We start from the raw sequence: 22289 nt of genomic DNA on the forward strand, positions 1-22289 counted from the left end.
CTTTTTCTACAGATTAGAAGAGTAAACTTAATTGACTGGTGTACGCCATCCACATTCCTACAACTATCAGTATGACACCTGCTATTTTCTTGACAATAAAGTCATAGCGGGCTATACTCCGCAATTTTGCGGAAGATACGTTTGCAGAATAAGCTATTATCAGCATGGGCACTGCAAAACCGATAGAGTATATAATCAGCAATGATGCGCCGTATGCCAGATTGCCCTGCACAGCCACCAGTACCAATACACTTCCTAATAAAGGACCTACACATGGTATCCAAATGATCCCCAGAGATAGGCCGAGCAAGACACCACCCAGTAGTCCCTGCTTTTCAGTATGGATTTTACCGGTTAATGACGATAGCCTGTTGATGACCTGAAGATCAAATAACATAACAGTGCCAAAAAGAACAATAGTAATAGAAGCTACGAGATGCAAATAAGGAATGTAGCGTATTAACAAGGCTCCGAAGGCAGATGTGACAACACCCATCGTAGTGAAGGAAAGAGATAATCCAATTACCACCGCAACAGGCCTATATTTTCCATCCTTTGTAGAAAAGGCCAATATTGCAGGCAACAGGGGAAGAGTACAGGGCGAAAGCACACTTAACATGCCTGCAAGTAACACAGCCAGAGGATCAATATCTGTAGTGATCATATCTTTGCTTGTTAGTTTCTGTTAATCATTCTGCCTTGACGCAATGGCCAAGTCCAGGGTTTTGGTAAGAACATCTTTCCCTGTTACACCGATGAACCTTGCAATATTCCTGTCCCTGGTAATATTGCCATCAGAGGTCATATAGAGATAACCTTCCGAGTCATTATCCACTATTACGAACATATCAGGTACAGAATAGACATTAAAGCTCATGGCAACTCTTGGATTTTCCTGGGTATCGATGTACATAACCGTTGCCTTTCCAAGATACTCCTGCGAAACCTCTTCAACAGTGGGTTTCATGATCTTACATGCGGGACAGGAGGCAAAGCCCATATCTACAAGCACCGGCCCTGAAACAAGCGCTTCATCTATTTGCTGCTGATCTTGAACAGTCATTATGGTACTATCCTCTGATGAGGGATTTGTATCAAGACAACCGGAAGTGCCTATCAGTAAGGCTACAAGACAAAGGAAAAGGTATTTCTTCATAAATTCACCTGGGAACTACCAATTAGTATACTGTCTTGCCTTAATATAGGTTTTGTGCAGTTTGTACACCACAGTACAAAACCATCTATATTCATTTTAGAAAGTTGAGAACTTTCCATTTCAAGAAAAGACCCTTCTCTATTTTCTCTGCTGAGATAAGTTCAAGAGGCAGAGTGCTGGTATCTGTAAAGCCTTCACCGTCCACCAGAGTAGGAGCCATTTGTCCCCCAATTATAATGTTCCCCACAAAAGTGTAGATCTCATCCACAAGGCCGCTTGAGAGCATAGCCCAGTTAAGTGTTGCTCCACCCTCTACCATTAAATGTCTGATCCCCAGCCTGTGCAACTGTTGCATAGCATCCGGAAGATCAATCCTAATATCTCCGCTAATGATGACCTTGGCTTTCTTCCTCAATGCCTCTACCTTATTAGAATGAGCAGAAGAACTAACCACCACTATTCTCTGACCTTCTCCCTTTTTGAAAATATCAGCTTCAAGAGGGGTTCTTGCCTGACTGTCTATTACAATACGGATGGGATTCTCATCAAGACCCTTTGCCTTACGTTCTCCTTTTCTTTGCGCAGACTTTACCGTAAGACTTGGATCATCGGCAAGTACTGTACCTATTCCAACCATTACAGCATCGGATGTGGCCCGCAACTGATCCACGCGATCAAAGTCAATTGCTCCTGAGATCCGTACCTGTTTTCTCTGCCATGTAGAGATCTTCCCATCGGCAGACATCGCAGAATTAATAAAAGTGAATGGCCGATCCATATTAAAACACCATTATGTAAAACGGCCGGACGCAAAAAAGCATCCGACCGGCAGGATCAAAGATTTACAATTGATCTCAATAGGTCACGATCCCTTAATAGCCCAAGGAACTTCTGGTTTGCATTGACTATTGGAACTTGGTCTATTCGGTTACGTTTCATCTTAAGCGCACATTCACTTACACCAGATATATATGAAGCTTTTACAAGGCTAGTGACCATGATATCCTTGGCAAGCACATTTGGAACCTTGATCCTTGAAACACTATAGTAGATACTCATCGTGTCACGCATGGATTCCCAGGTCCAGTGATCATCATCCGAACCGTTGGACATGTTTGACATCTCTACCGAATCTTCGATGATACTGGCGCTTATAACATCTCGGTCCGAGATAATACCCACGAGTTCCAGTTCGGAGCTCAGGACGGGAACTGCTTTCACATTTGCAAGTTCCATTATCCTTGCGACCACGTTAAGAGGGGTCTCACTCCATACAGGTACTGATTTATTGCTGCTGTACTGACCTACGTGATCAGTCAGATTCAGTTCTGCAAGAGCGCCAACAATATCTGCAATGGTGAGTAGACCTTTCAGTTTCCCATCTTCGACTACAGGAAGCCTTCGGATATTATGTTGCAGGATCAGCCTTGCAGCATCTGTGATATCCTTATCCGCAGTTATACTGACAGGATCCCTCGTCATGAGCAATGCAAGTTGTTCTTCTTCCGGATTCTGCAAAAGATTTGACCTGCTGACAATACCAACAAGCTTCCCATCCTTTAATACAGGCACCCCTGATACTCTCTTTGCCTTCAGGATCTCAAGAACTTCATCTCTAGACCCTGGAAGTGTTGCACAGGCAACATCTTTTACCATTATATCTGAAACTTTGATGTTTTTAGGCATGTAGATCCTCTTCCGCGCTCACTCCTTCTTGGAGGAAACACCTTTTACTACAAGGACAGGCACTGTGGAGTTGCGGGTAACTTTTTCTGCAACGCTTCCCAGAAGGAACCTGTCAAGACCACTCTTGCCCAGAGTGCCCATTACTATAACATCGACCCCATTTTTCTGTGCAAATTCAATGATCTCATTACTGGGATGACCTTCCAGTACGACAGTCTCCGCCTCCACGCCTGCCTGTTTTGCAAGAACATCAACTTTTTGTACAGCGTCGTTTGCTTCGGTCTCCATAAGCTCATACATCATTTCCCATCCGGCATCCATAGGTATGGAAGCAAAAGCAGCTGTGTCCACTACGTAGCCGACAAATATTTTCCCCCCGGCTATTTTTGCCAGTTCTATCCCGTATTCGATAGCTCTTCTGTTCTGTTCAGAACCGTCTGTCGCAATGAATATTTTCTTAAACTCGGCTGTCATTATCCAATCTCCACAAATTAATTGATAATTGTAAGGATGTCATCAGGTCTTGCCCTGCGGACAATCCCTCTTACAGGATCAGTGATACCTGCAAGGTTGTCAGAGCTGCCATTTAGGACCATGATCTTTGGACTAAGACCTTTTGCAATATATCCGATTTTATTGGTATTCAATATTGATGCACCCTTAAGCGTACACATCTTAAATACTTGTCTATCATCAATTCCATATATTTTTACAAGTGCCTCCATCTCAGCGAACATGTTGGGAGAATTAAGCATCACATTGTCAGTACCTACAGCTACATTGATCCCAAGATCAAGCATCTTTTCCACAGGAGGCATGCCTACATCTGTTATGAAATTGGACCTGGGACAAACTATCACTGGTTTTTGCTCATCTGCAACTTGCCTGAGGTCATGAGGTTCTGCGTGGGTCATGTGGATAAAAACATCCGGATCAAGAGAAATAGCATCCTCTACATCACTTCTGTTTTTTTCTCCGGCGTGGATAAAGAAGGGTTTCTTCCGTGCTGCTGCAACATCCCTTAACGTTTCCAGTAGGACACTACTCATATCTCTGGCACCGCTTATGCCAAACCCGTCGGATTCTGCCAGCAAGTGTTCAGCTTCATACGTAATATCAGCCAGGTCACCTTCTGTTCGCTCGATTCTCCCAAGAACCCTGCCCTGTATGTTCTTGCCTTTAAGGGCGTCCTTCAAAGCAAGGACTCCGGGTACTCCGCCTTCTCTGAAATCTGCAAAAGCGAAGGTTCCGGTGTCAATCATATCAGAAATTGTCCTTTGCATAGATTTAATAAGTCTGGACTGTGGAGTAGCCTGTAGTATGCGATGTTTAAGACCATCCGGTGGTCTGACAAGGGAATCCAGATCACGTTCTACCCGGTTGCCTATAGTCTTTCCAAGTACGGGATCTTTGAGAACCGAATCCCCTATGTGAGTATGAGAGTTCACCATGCAAGGAGAAATAATATTCTCACTGCTCGTGTTCTCTTCTGCGATATCGGTTATGACCCCATCCTTAAGACAGATATATCCTTCGATGACTTCCGGTTCCGGCCCCAGGATGATCTTCCCGGAAATTATCTGTTCGCTGGACATTTGAAACTCGTTGCTGTACCCTTATTAATAATATCCACAGGAAAAACTGTGCTATTAAACTGGTAAATGTTCATGATCATTAATAAGATTTTTCGTGTTGTAACGAGCTTCAAACGTCATATAACAGATTTCTTGCAGATTTATGCGTAATATTGATATAGGTGCAGTCTAAACCATTGACTGCGCATTAATAGGTCCTTGCACAAGAACATGGCAGAGCCTTTCGATGAGTGTACAGTCAACCATGATGCGCTACATAAGATAATGCAAAATGCGCCTGTCACGAGGGAAACTGGGAAGGACTGCGGACATTCCAGAGGATGAGCTCCCGGAGTTAGTGCGTCAGGCCACAGCATTATCGGTGTGCAAGCCAGGATTCTCATTACTGCGATATACAATTTGGAGATTTCTATATCCATGCCTTTCAAGGATGCATTAAGAGAGGTAAGTGACGGAATAGTGATAGATCTTGAAGTCACCCCAGGTTCTAAACAGACATGCGTCCCGAGTGGATATAACCCCTGGAGAAAACGCATTGAGGTTAAGCTTTCCCAGGCTGCACAGAAAGGAAAAGCTAATGAACAGCTGATAGAACAGCTGGCAGCTTTATTTGACGTGGCCAGTTCTTCTGTCAGTATCATCAGTGGAGCTAAGAACAGCCAGAAATCGATCCTAGTAAAAACAGTAGATATGGATCTTACATTATCTGTTCTTGGAAAAAATATAAAGGATTGACCAGGTCCACAGAATACTTTCACCTAGCTTGGGACCGGTTAATATATGCTCCTGCCATAGTAAATCTGAGGTGAAGAGCATGGATACACTATTCGATGGTTTACTTGAACGCGCAAGGTATTATGAGCAATTCGAACAATTCCACAGATCTGTACAAATAGTGGATTGCCGAGAAGCTGATACATGCCAGACCACAGAAGCATGAAAATACTTGTCAAGTTGGGAACAAATAGTTGCCGAAAACGATACATCCCATATGTCAAAGAACTTGAAGACCCATAGAATCCCCGGTTATGAAAAAACACTCAAGGCGCCCATGTTTGTATATAGAAAACGTCTTGAGCTTATTGAAGAGTTGCTTGAAGAACTCCTCTGTTTTTCTATGGAAGGGAACATAATCCTGGTAGAGGGAAAAAGAGATCTGACATCACTGAGAGAACTTGGTATAAAAGGAAGGATAGAACTTGTTACCCATCACCCCTTGACAGACATCTGCGAAAAAGTTGCTGCTACTGGGAAAGAAGTTATTATATTGACAGACTGGGACCGAAGAGGCATCATTCTTGAAAAGAAGATATCTGACCATCTGGAATATTACGGCATCAAAATAGAGCACCGACTAAGAAAACGTATTCTATCCCTTGTACGGAAAGATATAAAGGACGTGGAAAGCCTATATACCCACATTCTAAAACTAAGGCAAATAGCTGATCCCGGATACCACTATAACAACACTGATGATAACGTTTTCATTTAGCCATAAGCCGATTGCGTACTGTCCTGAGAAGCAAACTTACGTTCGAACTCAGGATATAGTTCGGCCTTATCCACTAATTCTTCGTAGACTTTATGCCGGGGGCTCACAATTACAATGTGTGCTGGCGGATGGATCTTACGAAGTTTACTGATAGCTGCTCCCGCATTATTATCGAGTTCCACCAGTGCTGCAGAGTTGCATTTGGATTTGAGAGGTACCCCGACCACACTCACAAGCACATTATCTGCATACTGAGGTTCGATGCGCTTAGGCTTTGATAGAAAACGTAGATGACCATAGTGTTCAAGATCATGCAATGCTACATTAACCTTGTCGGCATTGTCCGCCCTTATAACAGCGAACGACTTAATGTCAATCCCTCTGGTCAAACTACAATCCCCCTTTTCAATTTCAGACATACTTTACAGTTCTCGATATAAGAATTTTGTTATTTTAAATTTCAAATGCTCAACATTTACTAAATTCTATTTTAATATATAGTTTTCCATTAGATTTTATTCTCCGAGTTCCCGGGACCTTTTAGCAGAAGCAATGACCGCGTTCATGAAGGCTGCGCGCACACCCCTCTCCTCAAGTACCTTAATTCCCCTGATAGTGGTTCCCGCGGGAGATGTGACCATATCCTTGAGCTCCCCGGGATGAGCATGGAACTCAAGAGTCATCTTTGCTGCACCAAGTACTGTCTGAGCTGCCAACACAAGTGCACTTTCCCGGTCCAGACCTTCATATACACCACCGTCGGCCATGGCTTCGATCACAGGGAATATATACGCTGGTCCGCTTCCTGAAAGTCCTGTTACCGCATCCATCAGTTTTTCCTGGACTATTATAGCACTACCCACAGAACTGAACATCTCAAGCGCAAGTTCGGCATCCCCCATGGAAGCATTTGGACCTGGACAAACCGCAGATGCTGCCTCCGAAACTGTTGCAGCGATGTTCGGCATCACACGGATGATCCTTGTTCCAGGAGCCAGCTCATTTGCAATCTCGTGTAGGGGAACTCCCGCAGCTATTGAGATTACAAGCTTTTCAGATGTAACATGATCCTTTATCGATTTCAGCACACTTTTTAGTATCTGTGGCTTGACTGCGAGCAAAATTATATCGGAGTTGGAAACCGTAAAACTGTTGTCAGTGGACACATTGATTCCCAGTTCCGTGCGCATTTTCTCAAGTGCGGATTCATAAACATCACTTGCATAAACGTTGGAAGAAACTATGACTCCTGAATCGCAAATACCTTTAATTAGGGCAGAACCCATCTTGCCCGTTCCGATTATTCCCAGCTTCTTGTCCTTAAGGCTCATTAACTTACAACTCCCTGTGTGCTTACTTACGCTTGATATTGACTATGTCTCCAAGGGTAGTTCCTTTATGGAGCTTATCTCCTTTCCAGTCATCTGCCCCAATCTTTTCAATTAGTTTTACCTCAAGGATACGCTCAAGCTTTTCCCTTACACTGTCCTCCGGAACAAGCTCCCGGCGTTCAAATTTCCGGATGAGTGTGGCCTTTTCCTTTATTTGCGCTGCAAGTTCTTCCGGGGTCCAGCCATGCTTTTCCCTTGCTTCCCGGATAACCTGGTCATAATTGTCCACGATCTCTTCAGCTAGCTTTTCGAATCCTGTCCTTTGGGACCTCCTGGGCCTGACAGATGTCTGTTGAACCGGGGAGATCTTCCTTGAGACAGGTGTGCGTTTGCTGGCAGGTGTACCGTACTGGGAGCATTTGGTGCATACAGTCAGTTCGCTACCATCGATAGTAACCTTAAAAGGACTTCCACGAATATCTTCACCGCATATTTCGCATTGCATACACAAATCACTCTTAAAAGCCTACATTGCGTTTTTACGAAAGGGCTATATATCGTATGCGCTTAAATAATGTTCGGAGCTGTATGAACGAGACCAGTGAGGCAGACACCAAAAGGTTCTCTCCTGCGGGAGCGGACAGGAAAAACTATGAATATGCTGGTTCAGAAAGTGACGAAGATTTTTCCAAATATCTGCTGGACCGCATGAAACAATTAGAGTCCCGCAACACTCTTCTTAAAGAGCAATGCGACCAGATGGAGTCGGAAAAAAGATATGTAGAAAGCCAGAAACTCAAATTCGAACGCGAAGTTCGCAGGATGCAGGCCGAAATTGATCGATTGAAGACTGCGCCGCTTGTAGTGGCAACCGTAATAGACCTCATTGGTAATGACAAGGTCCTTGTGAAGAGTAGTACTGGCCCCCAATTCTTGGTGGGTGTTTCTCAGTTCATCGATGATGAGACCTTGGTGCCTGGGGCTACTGTGGCTTTAAATCAACAGACTCTCGCTGTGGTCGATGTCATACCTTTCACCGAGGAACCCATGGTAAATGCCATGGAGGTGGTTGATCCCCAGGACGTGGATTATGATCAGATAGGCGGCCTTGATGAGCAGGTACAGGAGATCGTTGAATCCGTTGAACTGCCACTTACTAAACCGGAGGCTTTTGCTAAAATAGGCATATCACCTCCAAAAGGAGTATTGCTTTTTGGAGAGCCGGGTACAGGGAAGACCCTGTTGGCAAAAGCAGTGGCCAACAGGACAGAAGCTACTTTTATTAGAGTAGTGGGTTCGGAGCTAATACAAAAATACATAGGCGATGGAGCCAAGCTTGTGCGGGAGATCTTTGCCATGGCAAGGAAGAAGGCACCCTCGATCATATTCATCGATGAGCTCGATGCCATTGCCTCAAGACGTCTTAATGATACGAATGGTGCTGACCGCGAGGTGCAGCGTACACTTATGCAACTTCTGGCCGAGATGGATGGTTTTGATAACCGTGGCGAAGTGCGCATAATCGCCGCAACCAATCGCCTGGATGTACTTGACCCTGCCATACTGCGCCCTGGCAGATTTGACAGGATAGTTAATGTACCTATGCCGGATGCCAGTGCAAGAGAATTAATTCTCCGGATCCATACCCGAAAAATGAGGATTGCGAAAGATATTGATTTCAAGAAGCTTGCCGCCCTTACTGAAGGAGAGAGTGGTGCTGATCTTAGCGCTGTTGCCATGGAAGCGGGTATGCTAGCCGTAAGAGAAGATAAAGAACAGGTAGAGATGGAACACTTCCTCAGATCAGTGAAGAAAGTAATGTCACCTGTAAAGTATTCGGTCCAGGTCACTACCGATCAACCACAAACAATGTTTGGCTGATGTTCGTGGTTGGCGATCATTTTTTTTTGTCAGCGGATAATCTACTTTTGTGTATAGACCATTCCATATAAAAAGCGAGATAAGAGTACTTGCCATAGATGATTCCGCATTGATTGCTGATCAGATAATGATAGTCGGAGCCTTTTTCAGGGGAGGAGGTTGGCTGGATGGTGTCATGAGATCCTATGTCACAAGGGATGGCATGGATAGTACGGATACCATTGCAGAGATGATATTATCCAGTAAACATTGTGGACAGATACGAATCATAATGCTGGACGGGGTGACGTATGCCGGTTTCAATCCGGTGGACATTCATCACATCTGGGAACTGACAGGTATTCCCGTAGTGGCAGTTATGCGATCATATCCAAATTTCAGAAAAATAGAAGATGCATTGTTCCACCTTCCTGAACCACAAAAAAGAATGGGCATCATTCTTCGGGCTGGCGGCATCACAAAAGTGCGAACAGGGGCTGGACCTAACCATGTATACATCCAATGCGCGGGAATAGAAGCGCAACATGCAGCAAGGATCGTACAACTCACAGCAACCAGAAGCAACATACCTGAACCTTTGAGAGTGGCCCACCTCATAGCCACGGGGATCGTACTGGGTGAATCAAGGGGAAAAGCATAAGGTAAGCTTATGCATATTTTTCCACTAGTTGAACTCCATCATTCATGAGTTCCGCAGCTCGTTCTTTTGTTCTGGACTCCGCAAATATGCGTATGATGGGTTCTGTACCAGAAGGCCTGATCAGTATCCATCCATCCTCATACCAGATCTTTACACCATCCGTGGTATCAACTTTCATGCGCCCGGTGGTGACCTCTGCCTTCACCTTTTCCATGATACTTTTTGGATCGTGGCATTCGACCTTTGTTTTGGAATTGAAATATGCAGGTACGCTCTTTGCCATTTCAGAAAGCTTCTTTCCGTCTGCCATGATCTCAAGCAGCTTTGCGCATGACATAGCGCCATCCCTGCAATACTGATGCTCCGGGAAAATGAGTCCCCCATTGCCTTCTCCACCGAACACAGCTCCTACTTCCATCATCTTGCGTGCAACGTTGATGGAACCTACGGCAGTCCATATAAGATCCACGCCAGCCTCTTTTGTAACATCCAGCATTCTCTGGGAAGAGCTCACAGGTGTTACAACGACTCCTTTCTTTTGCTGCAACACGTATTTTGTCATCATTGCGAGCAAAACCTCTTCATCGATGAATTTGCCATTCTCATCGAAGAACACAGCACGGTCTGCATCACCATCATGGGCCACTCCCATCTGCGCTCCTTCCTTAATGACAAGGTTCGCAAGATCCGCGAGAGCATCCGGAGTGGGTTCAGGATTACGTGAAGGGAATGTGCCATCTGTCTGTGCATTGATAGTAATTACTTCACATCCCAAACGGCGCAACAAGAAGGGTAAAGTAAGGGAACCTGCCCCGCATCCGGTGTCTGTTACAACTTTAAACTTTTTCTGCCTTATAACATCTGCATCTATAGCATTGATGATACCTTTTATATAATGCTCATTGGCATTGATGTCATGCCTGAGGTCTCCCGTGTACTGCCAGGCGGCGGGTTTGAATTCCCTGGAGAAATATATGTTTTCAATAGCTCCCTCATCATCCCTTGACATCTCAGTACCATCGCCGGCTATTAACTTAATACCATTGTATTCCCTTGGATTATGAGATGCAGTGATAACTATTCCTGCATCTGCATGATCGCGTACATAGTACTGTATGGAAGGAGTAGGGCCAACACCTACATCTATTACTGTAAGTCCGGATGACAAAGCACCTGCAATTGCAGCAGATTTCAGCATGTCACCGGAAATACGAGTATCCCTGCCTATGGCAACGGTGCCTTTATTGCCCATGAAAGTGCCCAGGCTTCTCACAACATCCATTACCATTTGGGGCGTCATATACGCATTAGCTATTCCTCTTACTCCATTTGTTCCAAAAAGTTTCATTGTTTATCACCGGTAACTGTTATTATTATGACATCTCACTATTTTATCTTTAGTGGTCTGCGAGGTGTAGATATACATCTTCTGAGATAGACAAATACAGATGTTCCTAGATAAAATGCAACAGATAAAGGAGACACTTTCTTCAAAAAGCAGTGTAGTAGTGGCATTCTCGGGAGGAGTGGACAGTTCCACTCTTGCAGCCCTTGCCTATGAAGCATTGGGAGATAATGCGCTGGCAGTCACCATTAACATGCACTCTCTGCCGGCAGGAGAACTGCAAATAGCAAAAGATGTTGCCAGAGAAATAGGGATCAAGCACAAGATTGTGGATTTTGATGAGTTTACCGTACCCGGATTTGTAGATAATTCTCCTGACAGGTGCTATCACTGCAAGAGATCGATCCTTGGACTTCTATTAGAGGTGGCTGGTGAAGAAGGATACGAAATTGTGACCGAGGGTACGAATATCACGGAGATGCAGGGACGTCGCCCTGGTATGAAGGCTGTTGCAGAAATGGCGAAGCAGGTGATGTCTCCTTTTCTCCAGTTCTCAGTGACTAGAGAAGAGATCAGGCAAATGGCAGAAAATATGGGATTATTGGTTGCTAGAAAACCGTCTTCACCATGTATGGCATCACGTATTCCCTATGGGAAGAAGATCACAAGTGAAGGTATTGCAAGAGTTAAATCTGCAGAAGAATACTTATCTACTCTGGGATTTACCCAATTCAGAGTAAGAGATCATGGAGATATTGCCAGGATAGAAGTAACTATCCCGGATTTTCCAAATGTTCTGAAAAGAAAAGATGAGATAATGAATGAACTTAAAAGGCTTGGGTTTCATTATGTAGCCTTGGACCTGGAAGGTTTCAGGAGCGGAAGCCTGGATGAAGTTATTAATAAATGATGTTAGCACCCGATTTGCAACAGCACGGGACATAGAGGATGTCAAATGCATTGCATCTACCTACTTTCTGGATACTGATGGATTAGAATACAGTGATTTTGTTGTGGCAACATTGGAAAACAAGATCATTGGCATCGCCTGCTTCAAGGAAACCGAATGTCCCGAACTACATACTATTGCCGTACATCCTAATTACAGGGGAAAAGGCATAGGTGCTTTGCTGGTAAAGGAGCTTGGTTCTACTTTGTGCAAAGGTCATGAGCGCATATACGTACGTACTACAGCCCCCGGATTCTTTGAAAAGGTTGGGTTTGTTACCCTGGGAAACGATATCAAAAAAGAATTGTGGACCGATTGCGCTGGTTGCGACAGGTTTAACACCTGCAAGCAAGCTGTTATGTGCCTGGAACTGCGGAGAGAAGAATATGCTGACAATGGGAATAATCAACACCTATGAAAAGATCAAAGTACTTGATGCTCACTACCGTGCCATCGCCAGGGCAGCTCCCATCTGCCATGCGTTCGGATTTCGACTTGCACTATACGATTTCCCTTTCAATATGACTGCTGAAGAGCTTGTGGAATATGTTATCGACAAGACCACCATAGGAGAGTCGGGTAAATACCTCCGGTTGCTGCATGATAAAGGCCATTTCTTTGTTTTCGATCTGCCTAAAAAAGGCTTTCAGCCCCAGTTCGGAACAGCAGTTGTAACAACCTCTAAACCCGAAAAGAAGCGTGCCATAACTCCTGAGGATATAGCGAACGGCATACTCCGAAAAAGTTCATATCTTCTGCTTGTTGGCCTTGGCAGGAAAGGCCTTCCAAAAGAAATGTTCGAACAGGCCCCCCTCCACCTTGATATAACCTCAGCCGGAATTTCGCTTGAAACCTGCACAGCCATCGGCTGTATCCCTGCATATATCATGGGCATAGTGCATACTAAACAAAAATTTTAGGCATAAGTTATATTAAAAAATAATAGAAATACGAGGCTCTTAGAGCCTCGGAGAAGGAGTCTTGCGAAGCCAGTCGATATCGGACTGATATAATTCACGCAGGTCTTTAAGGTCCAGTTTAAGCATTGCCAGACGGCTTACTCCCAGACCCCAGGCAAGCACCGGGCACTTGATACCAAGGGGATCAGTAACTTCCTTTCTGAACACGCCTGCACCTCCAAGCTCGACCCAGCCAAGCCCCTCAACGTAGACCTCTGGTTCCACACTGGGTTCAGTGTATGGGAAGTAGCCTGGCCTGAAGCGTACATCCTTGAAACCCATTCTGTGATAGAACTCTGAAAGCAGACCCAGCAGATTGGCAAATGTCATATCCTTATCCATTACCACACCTTCCAGTTGCTCGAATTCCGGAGTGTGAGTTGGATCGATGGTTTCCCTGCGGTATGCCCTGTCAATGGAAAATGCCTTGATCGGAGGTTCCGGATTATCAGCAAGGTATTTGATGGTTACAGCAGTGGTATGAGTCCTAAGGACATTCTTGCAGGCGATCTCTTCGCTCCACTTTCCACCCCATCCCCGTGATTCAAGGTCCCCTCCATGCTCATGCATGGCACACACCTTGTCTTTGTATTTTTCAGGAAGTTCCGAAGTTCCTTCAAGGTGGAAAGTATCCTGCATCTCCCGGGCAGGATGATCCTGGGGCTGGAAAAGGGCATCGAAGTTCCAGAACGAGCTCTGAACAATGTCACCTTTTATTTCGGTAAAGCCCATTTCCAGGAAGATCTGGCGCATCTGGTCAATGAGACGCTGATAGGGATGGATCTTTGCTCCGTAAACAGCTCGCGGAAGAGTATGAATTTTATAAGGCCTGAACTTTTTCTCCTTCCATTCCCCGCTCTTGAGCATCTCGGAAGTAAGCTGGGCAACCTCTTCCTCCAGGGATATACCCTCACGCACAAGCTCCTGGCCAGCTGGAGTCAGAACAACTGACCTTAACTTCTCTTCATTTCGGTTCACAAGTTTGCGTTTCATGAGATCCTGAAGAGTAGTATTGTTCACTCCCAGCTCCTCAAGCGTAATCTTGCCATTGCTTAAATTTGCAAGGGCTTTTTCATCATCACCGATATCTGCTTTTCCTGACGGGATCACATTTCCCTGCTCTATGTTGGCCCATCCTTTGCGGCGAAGCCATCCTGTAGCAATACCCACCATTTTAGGTGATACCTTCCCTTTCAGCTCTTCCAGGGAAGTTGGTCCAGACAGGAGTGCGATCATTTGTCTTTCTGGAAGACCACACCTCGCATACTCTTCACCTTCGGAAGTAAGGTTATAGGTCTCTAGAACCTGTTCCAACACATCGGCAAGGCCTTTTTCCTGTAACATAAAGGCAGACTGGATAACAGTCTCGACCTTAAGTCCGGACATCTGCGCAAGTTCTGCAGGGGTTAAATTACCTTGCTTCCCCAGACTCATCAGAACAACTTTCTCGTTAATGGTAAGATTATACTGGTGATTCATTGTCACACCTGACCAAAATGATTATCGAATTCATAAGCAGTATTCATCAAGTCTTTCCCTGGCAAGCTCTCTTTTCTCCTGATGATCCTTCAGGAACTTCTCCATCCTTTCAGCAGCCAGGTTCTTACAACTGCCACAGGTTCTCTGCCCTGTGACACATTCCTCACGTATCTGCAAAAGCTCCTTGTCATCTTCCATGAGATGGAAGAGCAAAAGCTCGAACACGGAGCATTTTTCAGGTTCCCCGCCCAGTTTCTTTTGCTCCTCAAGGCTCATACGGCCTCCGGTCTTTGCACGTTTTACCTTTTTTGCCCCTTCCTTGGGATCATCAAGAAGAGCTATATGGCTTTCAGGGATACTACTCGACATCTTCCCTCCCTGCAGGCCGGACATGAAACGATGATAGGTAGCTGCAGGCGGAACAAATGCATATCCGCCATAACTAATCTCAACTTCCCTAACTGTCTTTAGCAATTGCTCAAAGTTGTCAGCGCCAAGAACATCCAGATGGCCTTCAAAAAGTTTTGTGTTGCCGGGAATGATATCATGCAGTTCTTCCAGTGCTCCTTCCGGAGCTGCTTTGCTCCGTATACTGAAATAGTGTTTACCGTCTTTATCTTCCCTGCCTTCTATTTTGAACATGTTCATCTTATGACCAAGCCCACGAGTAAGACGGATATGCGGGTCCTGGTCAGCACCTACAGGGATGACAGTTGGTTTTGGCCCACCGTACTCCTCAAGTTGCGGATGAAGAATATCAGCGCTCTGCGTTACTGCACTTACCATGTGAGAAACACTTGTCTCACCAGTGAATCCATAAATAGCACTTAGTTCTGAAAAGTTTGCTTTTGATCCAAGCTCGAAAGACAGGTTTTTTACGTTATCCGAAGTGGACTGGAAATAAATGTGTCCATGAGGTTCAAAACCCAGGGCAATTAGGCTCACTATATACTCATTGATGCCCGTATCCCTGCATTTCTCCCATGATATGCCTCTTACGGAATGAGCTTCGCGGTCAGCTATTCCTACAAACGCATCAGCACCTTTCTGCTGATGCCATATTATCTCCTCCATAACCATCTTGTGTCCAAGATGTATGCGCCCGGAGGGCATGAACCCGCTCATTACAGCGAATGGTTCTTTATTCTGCATTGCATCAAGCACATGCTCATAACTGCGATGGCCGAAGATCACTTTTCTGCGCATTAACCTGTGAGGATCTTCTATGCGGGGATATAAGCCATCAAACGGCATTATACCAAATTCCTCAAATAATTTGGAATAATCTACGATGTTCGTTGAGCTCCATGGATCGAGTTTTACATTCATGAGGGATCTAGGTCCTGTTTATGTTGATATCAATATTATGTATGCCGCTGGCTACCAGGCAATAGTAGAAACACGTGGTTATATGTAAATCTTCTTATTGTGGATGGAAATCATCAGAGATTATTTTTCCAGCAACCTGAAATCGTATGGTACAGACTCACCCTGGGGTATATTTCTTACCAGTTCAAGGAATACAGGTTCATGCATTTTACAGGTATAACGCTCTCCTCTGTAATATGAACTTTTACGTATTCTTTTCCAGATATTCTTAAGAGACTCTTCACGAACATTACCATAACTGAACGGAATGTAAGGACATGGTTTCACAGAGCCTTCAACGCATAAATGAATCCAGCGCTGGCCAGCCATGCATCCAAGCATACGGCCTTCAAAATATGTATTTGCGAATATACGCGGACCACCCTTTGTGGAGTTGATACGCTGATACATGTCAAGGATCTGTTTACGCTGCAGATCGGAAAGTATCGGATCTTCCGGTTTCTTTGGGATACTTTCCCACAACGAGAATTCATGAACTCCCAAAGATGTTGCCATTTCATACATTGCAGGCAGTTCGTCGATGTTTCGGGGAGAAACATGAGTACACATTGTGACCAGCAACCCGGCCTCAAGTCCCATTTTTATAGAAGAGGTGGCCTTTTCAAAAGCACCTTCAAGCCTGCGGACCTCATCATGTTTTTGTGGTTCCGTGGAATAGATACTTACCAGGAGATTATACAACCCGGCTTCTTTCAGCCTTCTTGCAGCTTCGGGAGTCATTTCAGTACCCGGAGTATACATATTGACGATTGCACGCTCTTTGTCAACATATTCGATAAGCTCGAATATATCTTCCCGCAGCATAGGGTCTCCTTCTGTAAAAGTGATGATGAAAGCCCCCATATCCAGTGCTTCATCGATGACTTTTTTTACGGTGGAAGTGTCAAGTTCACCTTCTCCACCGCTTATCACACAATGCGCACACTGACATTTACATTTGCGTGTGATCTCAAAAGATACGGTCTCGGGCACATATCTTCCAAGTGCTGTCTGAATCTCGGCAAGCAACAACCTGTTAAAAACTTTGCCCGGAATAGGTGGAAGCCAGGTGGAAGCAACAATATAGTCCTCCGTTACAAGAGCGGGTTTTTCCTCCTTCAGGCGAGAATTGATCATGTCCAGAAAAGGCGTACAGGCCCTTTTAAGCCCCCCTTTCGCTTCAAGTTTGAGAAATGCATCGTTCTTATGTAATTTGATTGTAAGTCCTGGTATAGATACAAGAGTGATATCAGTTTCAGGACCTTCTATGGGGTATTCAGCGGAATTCATCGATATTCTCCTTTTTTTGAGGAGTACTGCGGAAAACATCTGCTTTCTGACCTAGGAGAGATTCATGAGAATCAACAACAATCCCGGCATCCGTAATCCTATACGGATGAATGGATTCGTCATGTTTGACCCCTCTCATCTTAAGGATCTCTATGGAACGTACTCTTTCACTTCCGATCCGTGATACATTAAGAGAGATTACACCCTCTGCAAGATACTCCTCCACATTAAAAGTATCTGGCCCATATTTATTTTCACTTGAGATAAGGGTTGTGCAGTAAAGGCCCTCTATACTTTTTATAAATTCCAATAAAATGAATCTGACACTAACCGGATCTCGAGAAAGCTTTAGGGTCGTAATAGAATCGATGAACAGGCGCTTTGCACCTATTTGCTGCACATTATGATAGATCTGAGCAAGGACACTTTCAAGGGTCTTCTCCTCAGCGTCCACTTTTTCATCAGTATTTAATCGCTTTATATACCTGCTATACCTAAGTGGATCGGTCCTGATGATCCGGAGCTTATTCTCCTTGATAAGCCTTTCAAGATCCCAGTTATGCCTCCACATGTTGCGCATAATTCTGGCAGGAGATTCGTCGAAGGTGACATAGACACCCGGCTCATTGTATCTGGTGACACCCTCGTAAAGATACTGTATTCCAAAAGTTGATTTGCCTGCCCCCGGCCCTCCGGTAAGCAGAATTACATCATCTTCGATAAAGCCGCCTTCGATCAGTTCATCAAAACCAGGTATTCCCGTAGGCACTCTCATAAAAGGACCTTCAAGCAGTATTGGATAGTAAATTATATTCCATGTTATATAATCTACTATTCCTGTACGCCTGTATATTGCCCTTTAAACCCTCTCTGCAAAAGCCAGATTACCACTGATCCTCTTGATCCTGGCTTTAACAGTTTGCCCTTTGGAGGTGTTAGGAACGAATATGGTGTATTTGGATAACTTAGCTATCCCATCACCTTTTGAACCGACCGAATCGATCATCAGTTCATATTCCTTTCCTTCTTCGATCTCATCTTTCGGGGCCTGAGCTACAACACGTCTCTTTTTAACTGGCCTGTGGCCACCACATGCAGAACACCTGAGCATTAGTACCCGATCCACTTTTACAAGCTGTGTGTCAGGACGACCACATTCAGAACAGATGACGTATTCTTCAACATAGGCATCTATGTTGGATTTCAACATATCTTTAGTGAAACGTCCCTGAAATACTGCCCTGCTTCCTTCTATCTTGCCTGCGGTACCGAGTTCCCTGGTCAGATATTTCATCAAGTGGTCCGGGTCCCTGTTAAATACATCTGCTATGTTGCTAAAATTGTCCAGGATGGTAGTTTTTCCTTCCACCAATACCCGGGGTTCGGGGACCACAAATCGTTCACCAGTGGTTTCCATATCAGGCAGATCGGCCAACGCGCGGTCAAGCAACTTTTCATAGCTATCCATGTATAATACCTCAGGAACACCGGTATAAAGATTTACTGTACAAGTTCCAGTCCCTGGTCAATTACTATCCTCACAGGTGTGGGGAGTTTCTGACCTGCGCGCCTAAGCGCATCTTTAGCGATAATATAATTCTCTTTGTTCACGGATATTGTAAAGATCTTCTGTCCCGCAGATACCCTGGCAGCAGTTCCCACATTCTTTCCGTAGGCACCTCTCATACCGCTTGATACACGGTCTGCACCTGCGCCTGTTGCCTGCTTATTCTCTCTTAGAACCTCATGAGGATACACCCTTAGCTTCAGGTGGAAGCCTGTACGTCCGGCTGCAGCCATGATAGCCCTGTTAGCAGTGATACGGGCAGCTTCAAGAGCAGTGTGTCTGATCTGACATCTTTCTTTGGAAATAAGGGAGAGTTTTACGGGGAAATCCTCACTTTTGCTACCCATGTCATAGTGGATGACCTGGCTTCCCGGAACACCACCCATGTATTTCCTGCGGGTGAATGAACGTTGTCTGACGTTCCTGTACATACTTGCTGGCTTTCTTACCATGAATAAAATCTCCTTTAAAGTTATGAATAAGTTCCCAGAATAGAATCTGGCTCCTTATAGATAATGTAGGTATTTGAATCTGTTGAGTCCTCTGGTAAATTACTTAGAGTAGAGGCTCTTTCTTTACTACCTTGGGGTTTATAAGCCTTATTCCTCAGTACCAGATCTTGCTGAGTATCGAGCGGTTCATATAGATTATTCTGATATAAACACTGCGTATGCAATCCTCAACCCCGCTATCCCACAAACAAAATATAAAAGGAAATATACGATTTGCACTCATAACCGTCTCAACATCACGGTTCAGTAAATATGGTTCCGTAAGATATCCACATGAAGCTGAAGACTTATCCGGAGACCTGATGTTTAGTATGGTGAAGGATGTTGGAAACGAAGTGGTGTCCTACTCATTGGTCCCAGATGAGGTCAACATCATCCGGAATTTAATTTCCCGATCGATAAATGAAGAGGTGGATGTAATAGTGACCAGTGGGGGCACCGGGTTAAGTCCCGACGATGTGACCATAGAAGCTATATCTCCTCTGTTCCATAAGGAAATACAAGGTTTTGGCGAATATTTCAGATATCTTAGTATCGGGCAAATAGGCAGTTCTGTGGTCCTTACAAGGGCTTGTGCCGGAATAGTGAAGAACAAAGTGATATTTTGTCTTCCGGGATCACCAAATGCAGTAAAACTTGCATTTTCCGAAGTGATCCTGCCCGAAGCAGGCCATATTTTAAAACATCTTGGAAGAACAGTATAAAATTAACTTTCTATAATACCTGTTATATACCAGTAAAGATATTATAGATCGCGACAATTCGCTAAGTGTATAGAAACTAATGGTAAATAATAAATATAATCTCTCAGAAGGTTGTGCATGACAGGATATTCATTAGGCATCAAAGAGCTGGATGAGATCCTTGGTAATATCAGGGAGGGAACGAATATCATGATGATAGGTCCTCCTATGAGTTCTAAAGATGAACTTCTTAACCTGATAGTTTACAGTGGCCTTATGAATGGCAATTCTTCCATAATTGTATCGACCCGGGAGCCAGGGGAAAGGTTCTTTGAATGGTTCGACCGCAATGGAATAAATATCTCTGAAGCTAACATAGGTGTAGTTGATTGCGTTACTAAGACGCTTGGAATGGGAGCTCCTGAAACAGAAAGGATAAAACGTGCATCAAGTCCTGTAGACCTGACAGGGATCGGAGTAAAGATCAGTCAATTCTTTGAGGACTTCGTTATGAAGAAAAGGATACCTCAGAACAGGCTTTGTATCAACTCCCTTTCAACGATTCTGATGTATTCTAACCTACAAACGGTATTCAAATTCCTTCATGTCTTTACCGGAAGAGTGAAAGCAGCAAATGGGTTGGGAATATATGTTGTAGAGGATGGAATGCACGATCAGCAAACTATAACAACCCTTCAGCAGCTTTTTGATGGGATGATCGAGATCCGTGCAAGTGGAGAGCATCACTGCATACGCGTGGTAGGACTAACTCCAAAACCAACCCCTTGGTTCGAATATGAGATCGAAGGCAACCACCTGAAACTCAGAGAATGCAAGTGAAGGGCCTGCCAAAAAACCGACTCCTATCTGCTGATATGCCCTTGACAATAATAATGCCCTTTTATATCATAGATTATTTGAACATGAAAAGAGTTGAGGATAGCTATGGACAAAGATAAGTTATACGAACTAAAAGCAGAAGCCTCACAATTGAAGCCAATTATAAATATTGGCAAGAACGGGGTCACTGCCCCGGTAGTGGAAGAGATCAGGAAGCATCTTAAAGCCAACCGCATGATAAAAATGAAACTGCTGAAAAGCTCCCGGGAAGAAAAAGATACAACAGCGATAGCTGAAGAACTTGCACAAGCCACCGGCTCTCAGGTAATAGAGATCAGAGGCAACAGTGTGGTACTGTACAAATAACAAGACCAATGACAAGACTATTTCTGAATCTGTGAAGGAGGTATTACCTCCACTTCCTGCAGGATCATAAGTTCACGCGGGAGCATCTGCCGTAACTCCGGGATTATCGCCCGGATCTTATCTTCCGCGTCTACTGCCTGCACTATTATGGGCAGGTCTGCGCCAAGCCGGAGCACATTTGCCGTATGGATTATGTGATCCACGCCATAACCTTCTATGCAGTGATGTACTGTTGCTCCTGCAATGCCTGCTTTTTTAAAGAACTCGATCACTGCATGGTAAGCAGCCTTTCCATGATACGAATCCTTTTCGCTCAGGTATATCCTAAGGATCACATGTCTCATTATATTCTCCTATCGGCCCCTTATTAGATTAAGTTTACCAGCAACTGCCCTGCTTTCACAGATGCAAGGCACATGAACAAGTTGAGCCCTATATTGAGGATAAAGTAACTTAGTTCGTTCTCTTCCAGCAGGCGAAAACTCTCGTACGAGAAAGTAGAGAAAGTGGTAAAGGAACCCAGTATGCCGATGTTCACTAAATATAAGATCCCACCATTGGCTCCTGAGAATGTCAGACAGGAGAGTATGAAACTTCCGATGACGTTCACCGTGAGAGTGCCTGTAGGGATCACAGATAACCTTGGCACAGCGCCACCTACAAGGTAGCGCAAAATTGCACCTATAGTACCTCCGATGCCCACAAGTAGTACCGCCGAGTATGACATGCTACCGCCTCCTTCCGAGATAGATCATACAGGCCCGCCCCAGGAGAACTCCAAACAGACCGGGCACTATATTGGCACAAATGAAGATCAGAGAAGCTACAAAACTCATCTGGAAAGCATACACGGCAAAGCTCGAGAAAGTTGTGAACGAGCCCAAAAAGCCTATACCTGTAAAAAGGCGGGTCCTTGTGGGGACATAACCCAGATACTCACTGTGATACATAAGTAACCCCAGGCAAAAACTACCCAGGACATTAACCGCCAGAGTGCCCGGAACAGAGGTCAGGCTCTGTGCGAACATGAACCTGGCCACTGCACCCAGAAATCCCCCGCAGCCAATTGCAAGGAGATCCTTAACATCCCAGTCTCCGGACATTCTTAATACTCAGTTACTGCTCGGTCACTATTCGATGACTATTCGAT

The 22289-nt window shown here is 44.6% G+C and carries 30 protein-coding genes; 11 read left to right on the forward strand and 19 right to left on the reverse strand.

Annotated elements, in window-relative coordinates; genetic code table 11:
- Nucleotides 1-13: 13 nt before the first annotated feature.
- The 6 genes from ACCM36_RS03365 to ACCM36_RS03390 all read right to left on the reverse strand — a co-directional run bounded on the left by ACCM36_RS03365 (nt 14) and on the right by ACCM36_RS03390 (nt 4437).
- Nucleotides 14-664, reverse strand: coding sequence for a cytochrome c biogenesis CcdA family protein (locus tag ACCM36_RS03365; RefSeq protein ID WP_370572319.1), 651 nt, complete (start codon nt 662-664; stop codon nt 14-16).
- 21 nt (nt 665-685) lie between these two features.
- On the reverse strand, nt 686-1156 hold the full coding sequence (locus ACCM36_RS03370) for a thioredoxin family protein (RefSeq protein WP_370572320.1): 471 nt from the start codon (nt 1154-1156) through the stop codon (nt 686-688).
- A gap of 91 nt (nt 1157-1247) precedes the next feature.
- On the reverse strand, nt 1248-1934 hold the full coding sequence (locus tag ACCM36_RS03375; protein WP_370572321.1) for a 2,5-diamino-6-(ribosylamino)-4(3H)-pyrimidinone 5'-phosphate reductase: 687 nt from the start codon (nt 1932-1934) through the stop codon (nt 1248-1250).
- Between the two features lie 56 nt (nt 1935-1990).
- A complete protein-coding gene (locus tag ACCM36_RS03380; RefSeq protein WP_370572322.1) occupies nt 1991-2842 on the reverse strand; it encodes a CBS domain-containing protein in 852 nt (283 codons plus the stop codon).
- An 18-nt stretch (nt 2843-2860) separates the two neighbouring features.
- A complete protein-coding gene (locus ACCM36_RS03385; RefSeq protein WP_370572323.1) occupies nt 2861-3316 on the reverse strand; it encodes a universal stress protein in 456 nt (151 codons plus the stop codon).
- Between the two features lie 17 nt (nt 3317-3333).
- Nucleotides 3334-4437 (reverse strand): amidohydrolase family protein, encoded by a 1104-nt coding sequence (locus tag ACCM36_RS03390; RefSeq protein ID WP_370572324.1) that lies wholly within the window; start codon nt 4435-4437, stop codon nt 3334-3336.
- 417 nt (nt 4438-4854) lie between these two features.
- Between ACCM36_RS03390 and ACCM36_RS03395 the strand changes: the two genes are divergently transcribed.
- From ACCM36_RS03395 to ACCM36_RS03405, 3 genes are all read left to right on the forward strand, one after another.
- Nucleotides 4855-5172 (forward strand): DUF167 domain-containing protein, encoded by a 318-nt coding sequence (locus tag ACCM36_RS03395; RefSeq protein ID WP_370572325.1) that lies wholly within the window; start codon nt 4855-4857, stop codon nt 5170-5172.
- A gap of 79 nt (nt 5173-5251) precedes the next feature.
- Nucleotides 5252-5377 (forward strand): hypothetical protein, encoded by a 126-nt coding sequence (locus ACCM36_RS03400; RefSeq protein WP_370572326.1) that lies wholly within the window; start codon nt 5252-5254, stop codon nt 5375-5377.
- A 6-nt stretch (nt 5378-5383) separates the two neighbouring features.
- Nucleotides 5384-5929, forward strand: a complete 546-nt coding sequence (locus tag ACCM36_RS03405) for a toprim domain-containing protein (RefSeq protein ID WP_370572327.1) — start codon at nt 5384-5386, stop codon at nt 5927-5929.
- Here the strand turns inward: ACCM36_RS03405 and ACCM36_RS03410 are convergent.
- From ACCM36_RS03410 to ACCM36_RS03420, 3 genes are all read right to left on the reverse strand, one after another.
- Nucleotides 5926-6318, reverse strand: coding sequence for a DUF356 domain-containing protein (locus ACCM36_RS03410; protein WP_370572328.1), 393 nt, complete (start codon nt 6316-6318; stop codon nt 5926-5928). The genes ACCM36_RS03405 and ACCM36_RS03410 overlap by 4 nt on opposite strands.
- Before the next feature lie 126 nt (nt 6319-6444).
- Nucleotides 6445-7260, reverse strand: a complete 816-nt coding sequence (gene proC, locus ACCM36_RS03415; RefSeq protein WP_370572329.1) for a pyrroline-5-carboxylate reductase — start codon at nt 7258-7260, stop codon at nt 6445-6447.
- A 22-nt stretch (nt 7261-7282) separates the two neighbouring features.
- A complete protein-coding gene (locus ACCM36_RS03420; RefSeq protein WP_370572330.1) occupies nt 7283-7765 on the reverse strand; it encodes a multiprotein bridging factor aMBF1 in 483 nt (160 codons plus the stop codon).
- 83 nt (nt 7766-7848) lie between these two features.
- Here ACCM36_RS03420 and ACCM36_RS03425 point away from each other — a divergent pair, with 83 nt between their 5' ends.
- Nucleotides 7849-9141: a proteasome-activating nucleotidase gene (locus ACCM36_RS03425; RefSeq protein WP_370572331.1), complete on the forward strand. Its 1293-nt coding sequence runs from the start codon at nt 7849-7851 to the stop codon at nt 9139-9141.
- A 49-nt stretch (nt 9142-9190) separates the two neighbouring features.
- Nucleotides 9191-9781, forward strand: a complete 591-nt coding sequence (locus tag ACCM36_RS03430) for a DUF99 family protein (RefSeq protein ID WP_370572332.1) — start codon at nt 9191-9193, stop codon at nt 9779-9781.
- Nucleotides 9782-9788: 7 nt separating this feature from the next.
- Here ACCM36_RS03430 and glmM read toward each other — a convergent pair whose 3' ends face one another.
- Nucleotides 9789-11129, reverse strand: coding sequence for a phosphoglucosamine mutase (glmM, locus tag ACCM36_RS03435; protein ID WP_370572333.1), 1341 nt, complete (start codon nt 11127-11129; stop codon nt 9789-9791).
- 100 nt (nt 11130-11229) lie between these two features.
- Between glmM and larE the strand changes: the two genes are divergently transcribed.
- From larE to ACCM36_RS03450, 3 genes are read left to right on the forward strand one after another with little or no spacing between them, the layout of a single operon-like run.
- Nucleotides 11230-12036 (forward strand): ATP-dependent sacrificial sulfur transferase LarE, encoded by an 807-nt coding sequence (gene larE, locus ACCM36_RS03440; protein WP_370572334.1) that lies wholly within the window; start codon nt 11230-11232, stop codon nt 12034-12036.
- Entirely contained in the window at nt 12017-12493 is a 477-nt protein-coding gene (locus ACCM36_RS03445) for a GNAT family N-acetyltransferase (RefSeq protein WP_370572335.1), read from the forward strand. The genes larE and ACCM36_RS03445 overlap by 20 nt, the downstream gene beginning before the upstream one ends.
- A complete protein-coding gene (locus ACCM36_RS03450; protein ID WP_370572336.1) occupies nt 12462-12995 on the forward strand; it encodes a DUF531 domain-containing protein in 534 nt (177 codons plus the stop codon). Before ACCM36_RS03445 ends, ACCM36_RS03450 begins: the two co-directional genes overlap by 32 nt.
- Nucleotides 12996-13034: 39 nt before the next feature.
- Here ACCM36_RS03450 and ACCM36_RS03455 read toward each other — a convergent pair whose 3' ends face one another.
- From ACCM36_RS03455 to ACCM36_RS03480, 6 genes are all read right to left on the reverse strand, one after another.
- Nucleotides 13035-14513 (reverse strand): phenylalanine--tRNA ligase subunit alpha, encoded by a 1479-nt coding sequence (locus ACCM36_RS03455; protein WP_370572337.1) that lies wholly within the window; start codon nt 14511-14513, stop codon nt 13035-13037.
- 30 nt (nt 14514-14543) lie between these two features.
- Nucleotides 14544-15842 (reverse strand): tryptophan--tRNA ligase, encoded by a 1299-nt coding sequence (locus ACCM36_RS03460; RefSeq protein WP_370572338.1) that lies wholly within the window; start codon nt 15840-15842, stop codon nt 14544-14546.
- A 120-nt stretch (nt 15843-15962) separates the two neighbouring features.
- Entirely contained in the window at nt 15963-17171 is a 1209-nt protein-coding gene (locus ACCM36_RS03465; RefSeq protein ID WP_370572339.1) for a radical SAM/SPASM domain-containing protein, read from the reverse strand.
- Nucleotides 17158-17946 carry an ATPase domain-containing protein gene (locus ACCM36_RS03470; RefSeq protein WP_370572340.1) on the reverse strand — a complete coding sequence of 263 codons (789 nt, stop codon included), beginning with the start codon at nt 17944-17946 and terminating at the stop codon, nt 17158-17160. The genes ACCM36_RS03465 and ACCM36_RS03470 overlap by 14 nt, the downstream gene beginning before the upstream one ends.
- A gap of 84 nt (nt 17947-18030) precedes the next feature.
- A complete protein-coding gene (locus ACCM36_RS03475) occupies nt 18031-18639 on the reverse strand; it encodes a translation initiation factor IF-2 subunit beta (RefSeq protein WP_370572341.1) in 609 nt (202 codons plus the stop codon).
- 32 nt (nt 18640-18671) lie between these two features.
- Nucleotides 18672-19190 carry a 50S ribosomal protein L16 gene (locus ACCM36_RS03480; RefSeq protein ID WP_370572342.1) on the reverse strand — a complete coding sequence of 173 codons (519 nt, stop codon included), beginning with the start codon at nt 19188-19190 and terminating at the stop codon, nt 18672-18674.
- A gap of 218 nt (nt 19191-19408) precedes the next feature.
- On the opposite strand from ACCM36_RS03480, the gene ACCM36_RS03485 reads away from it, so the two are divergent.
- The 3 genes from ACCM36_RS03485 (at nt 19409) to ACCM36_RS03495 (ending at nt 21139) form a co-directional block, all read left to right on the forward strand.
- Nucleotides 19409-19954: a molybdenum cofactor biosynthesis protein B gene (locus ACCM36_RS03485; protein WP_370572343.1), complete on the forward strand. Its 546-nt coding sequence runs from the start codon at nt 19409-19411 to the stop codon at nt 19952-19954.
- 117 nt (nt 19955-20071) lie between these two features.
- Complete coding sequence (locus ACCM36_RS03490) at nt 20072-20773, forward strand: RAD55 family ATPase (protein ID WP_370572344.1); 702 nt, start codon at nt 20072-20074, stop codon at nt 20771-20773.
- A 105-nt stretch (nt 20774-20878) separates the two neighbouring features.
- The gene (locus ACCM36_RS03495) at nt 20879-21139 is read left to right on the forward strand and encodes a YhbY family RNA-binding protein (protein ID WP_370572345.1); all 261 of its coding nucleotides are present in this window, start codon (nt 20879-20881) and stop codon (nt 21137-21139) included.
- Nucleotides 21140-21156: 17 nt separating this feature from the next.
- On the opposite strand, the gene ACCM36_RS03500 is transcribed toward ACCM36_RS03495, so the two are convergent.
- Genes ACCM36_RS03500 through crcB form a run of 3 tightly spaced genes read right to left on the reverse strand, consistent with a single transcriptional unit; the run spans nt 21157 to nt 22242 of the window.
- Complete coding sequence (locus tag ACCM36_RS03500) at nt 21157-21483, reverse strand: DUF190 domain-containing protein (protein WP_370572346.1); 327 nt, start codon at nt 21481-21483, stop codon at nt 21157-21159.
- A gap of 23 nt (nt 21484-21506) precedes the next feature.
- Nucleotides 21507-21866: a CrcB family protein gene (locus ACCM36_RS03505; protein WP_370572347.1), complete on the reverse strand. Its 360-nt coding sequence runs from the start codon at nt 21864-21866 to the stop codon at nt 21507-21509.
- 1 nt (nt 21867) lies between these two features.
- Nucleotides 21868-22242, reverse strand: a complete 375-nt coding sequence (gene crcB / locus ACCM36_RS03510) for a fluoride efflux transporter CrcB (protein WP_370572348.1) — start codon at nt 22240-22242, stop codon at nt 21868-21870.
- Between the last annotated feature and the right edge of the window lie 47 nt (nt 22243-22289).

The sequence above is a fragment of the Methanomethylovorans sp. genome, assembly GCF_041305605.1.
Taxonomy (GTDB): Archaea; Halobacteriota; Methanosarcinia; order Methanosarcinales; family Methanosarcinaceae; genus Methanomethylovorans.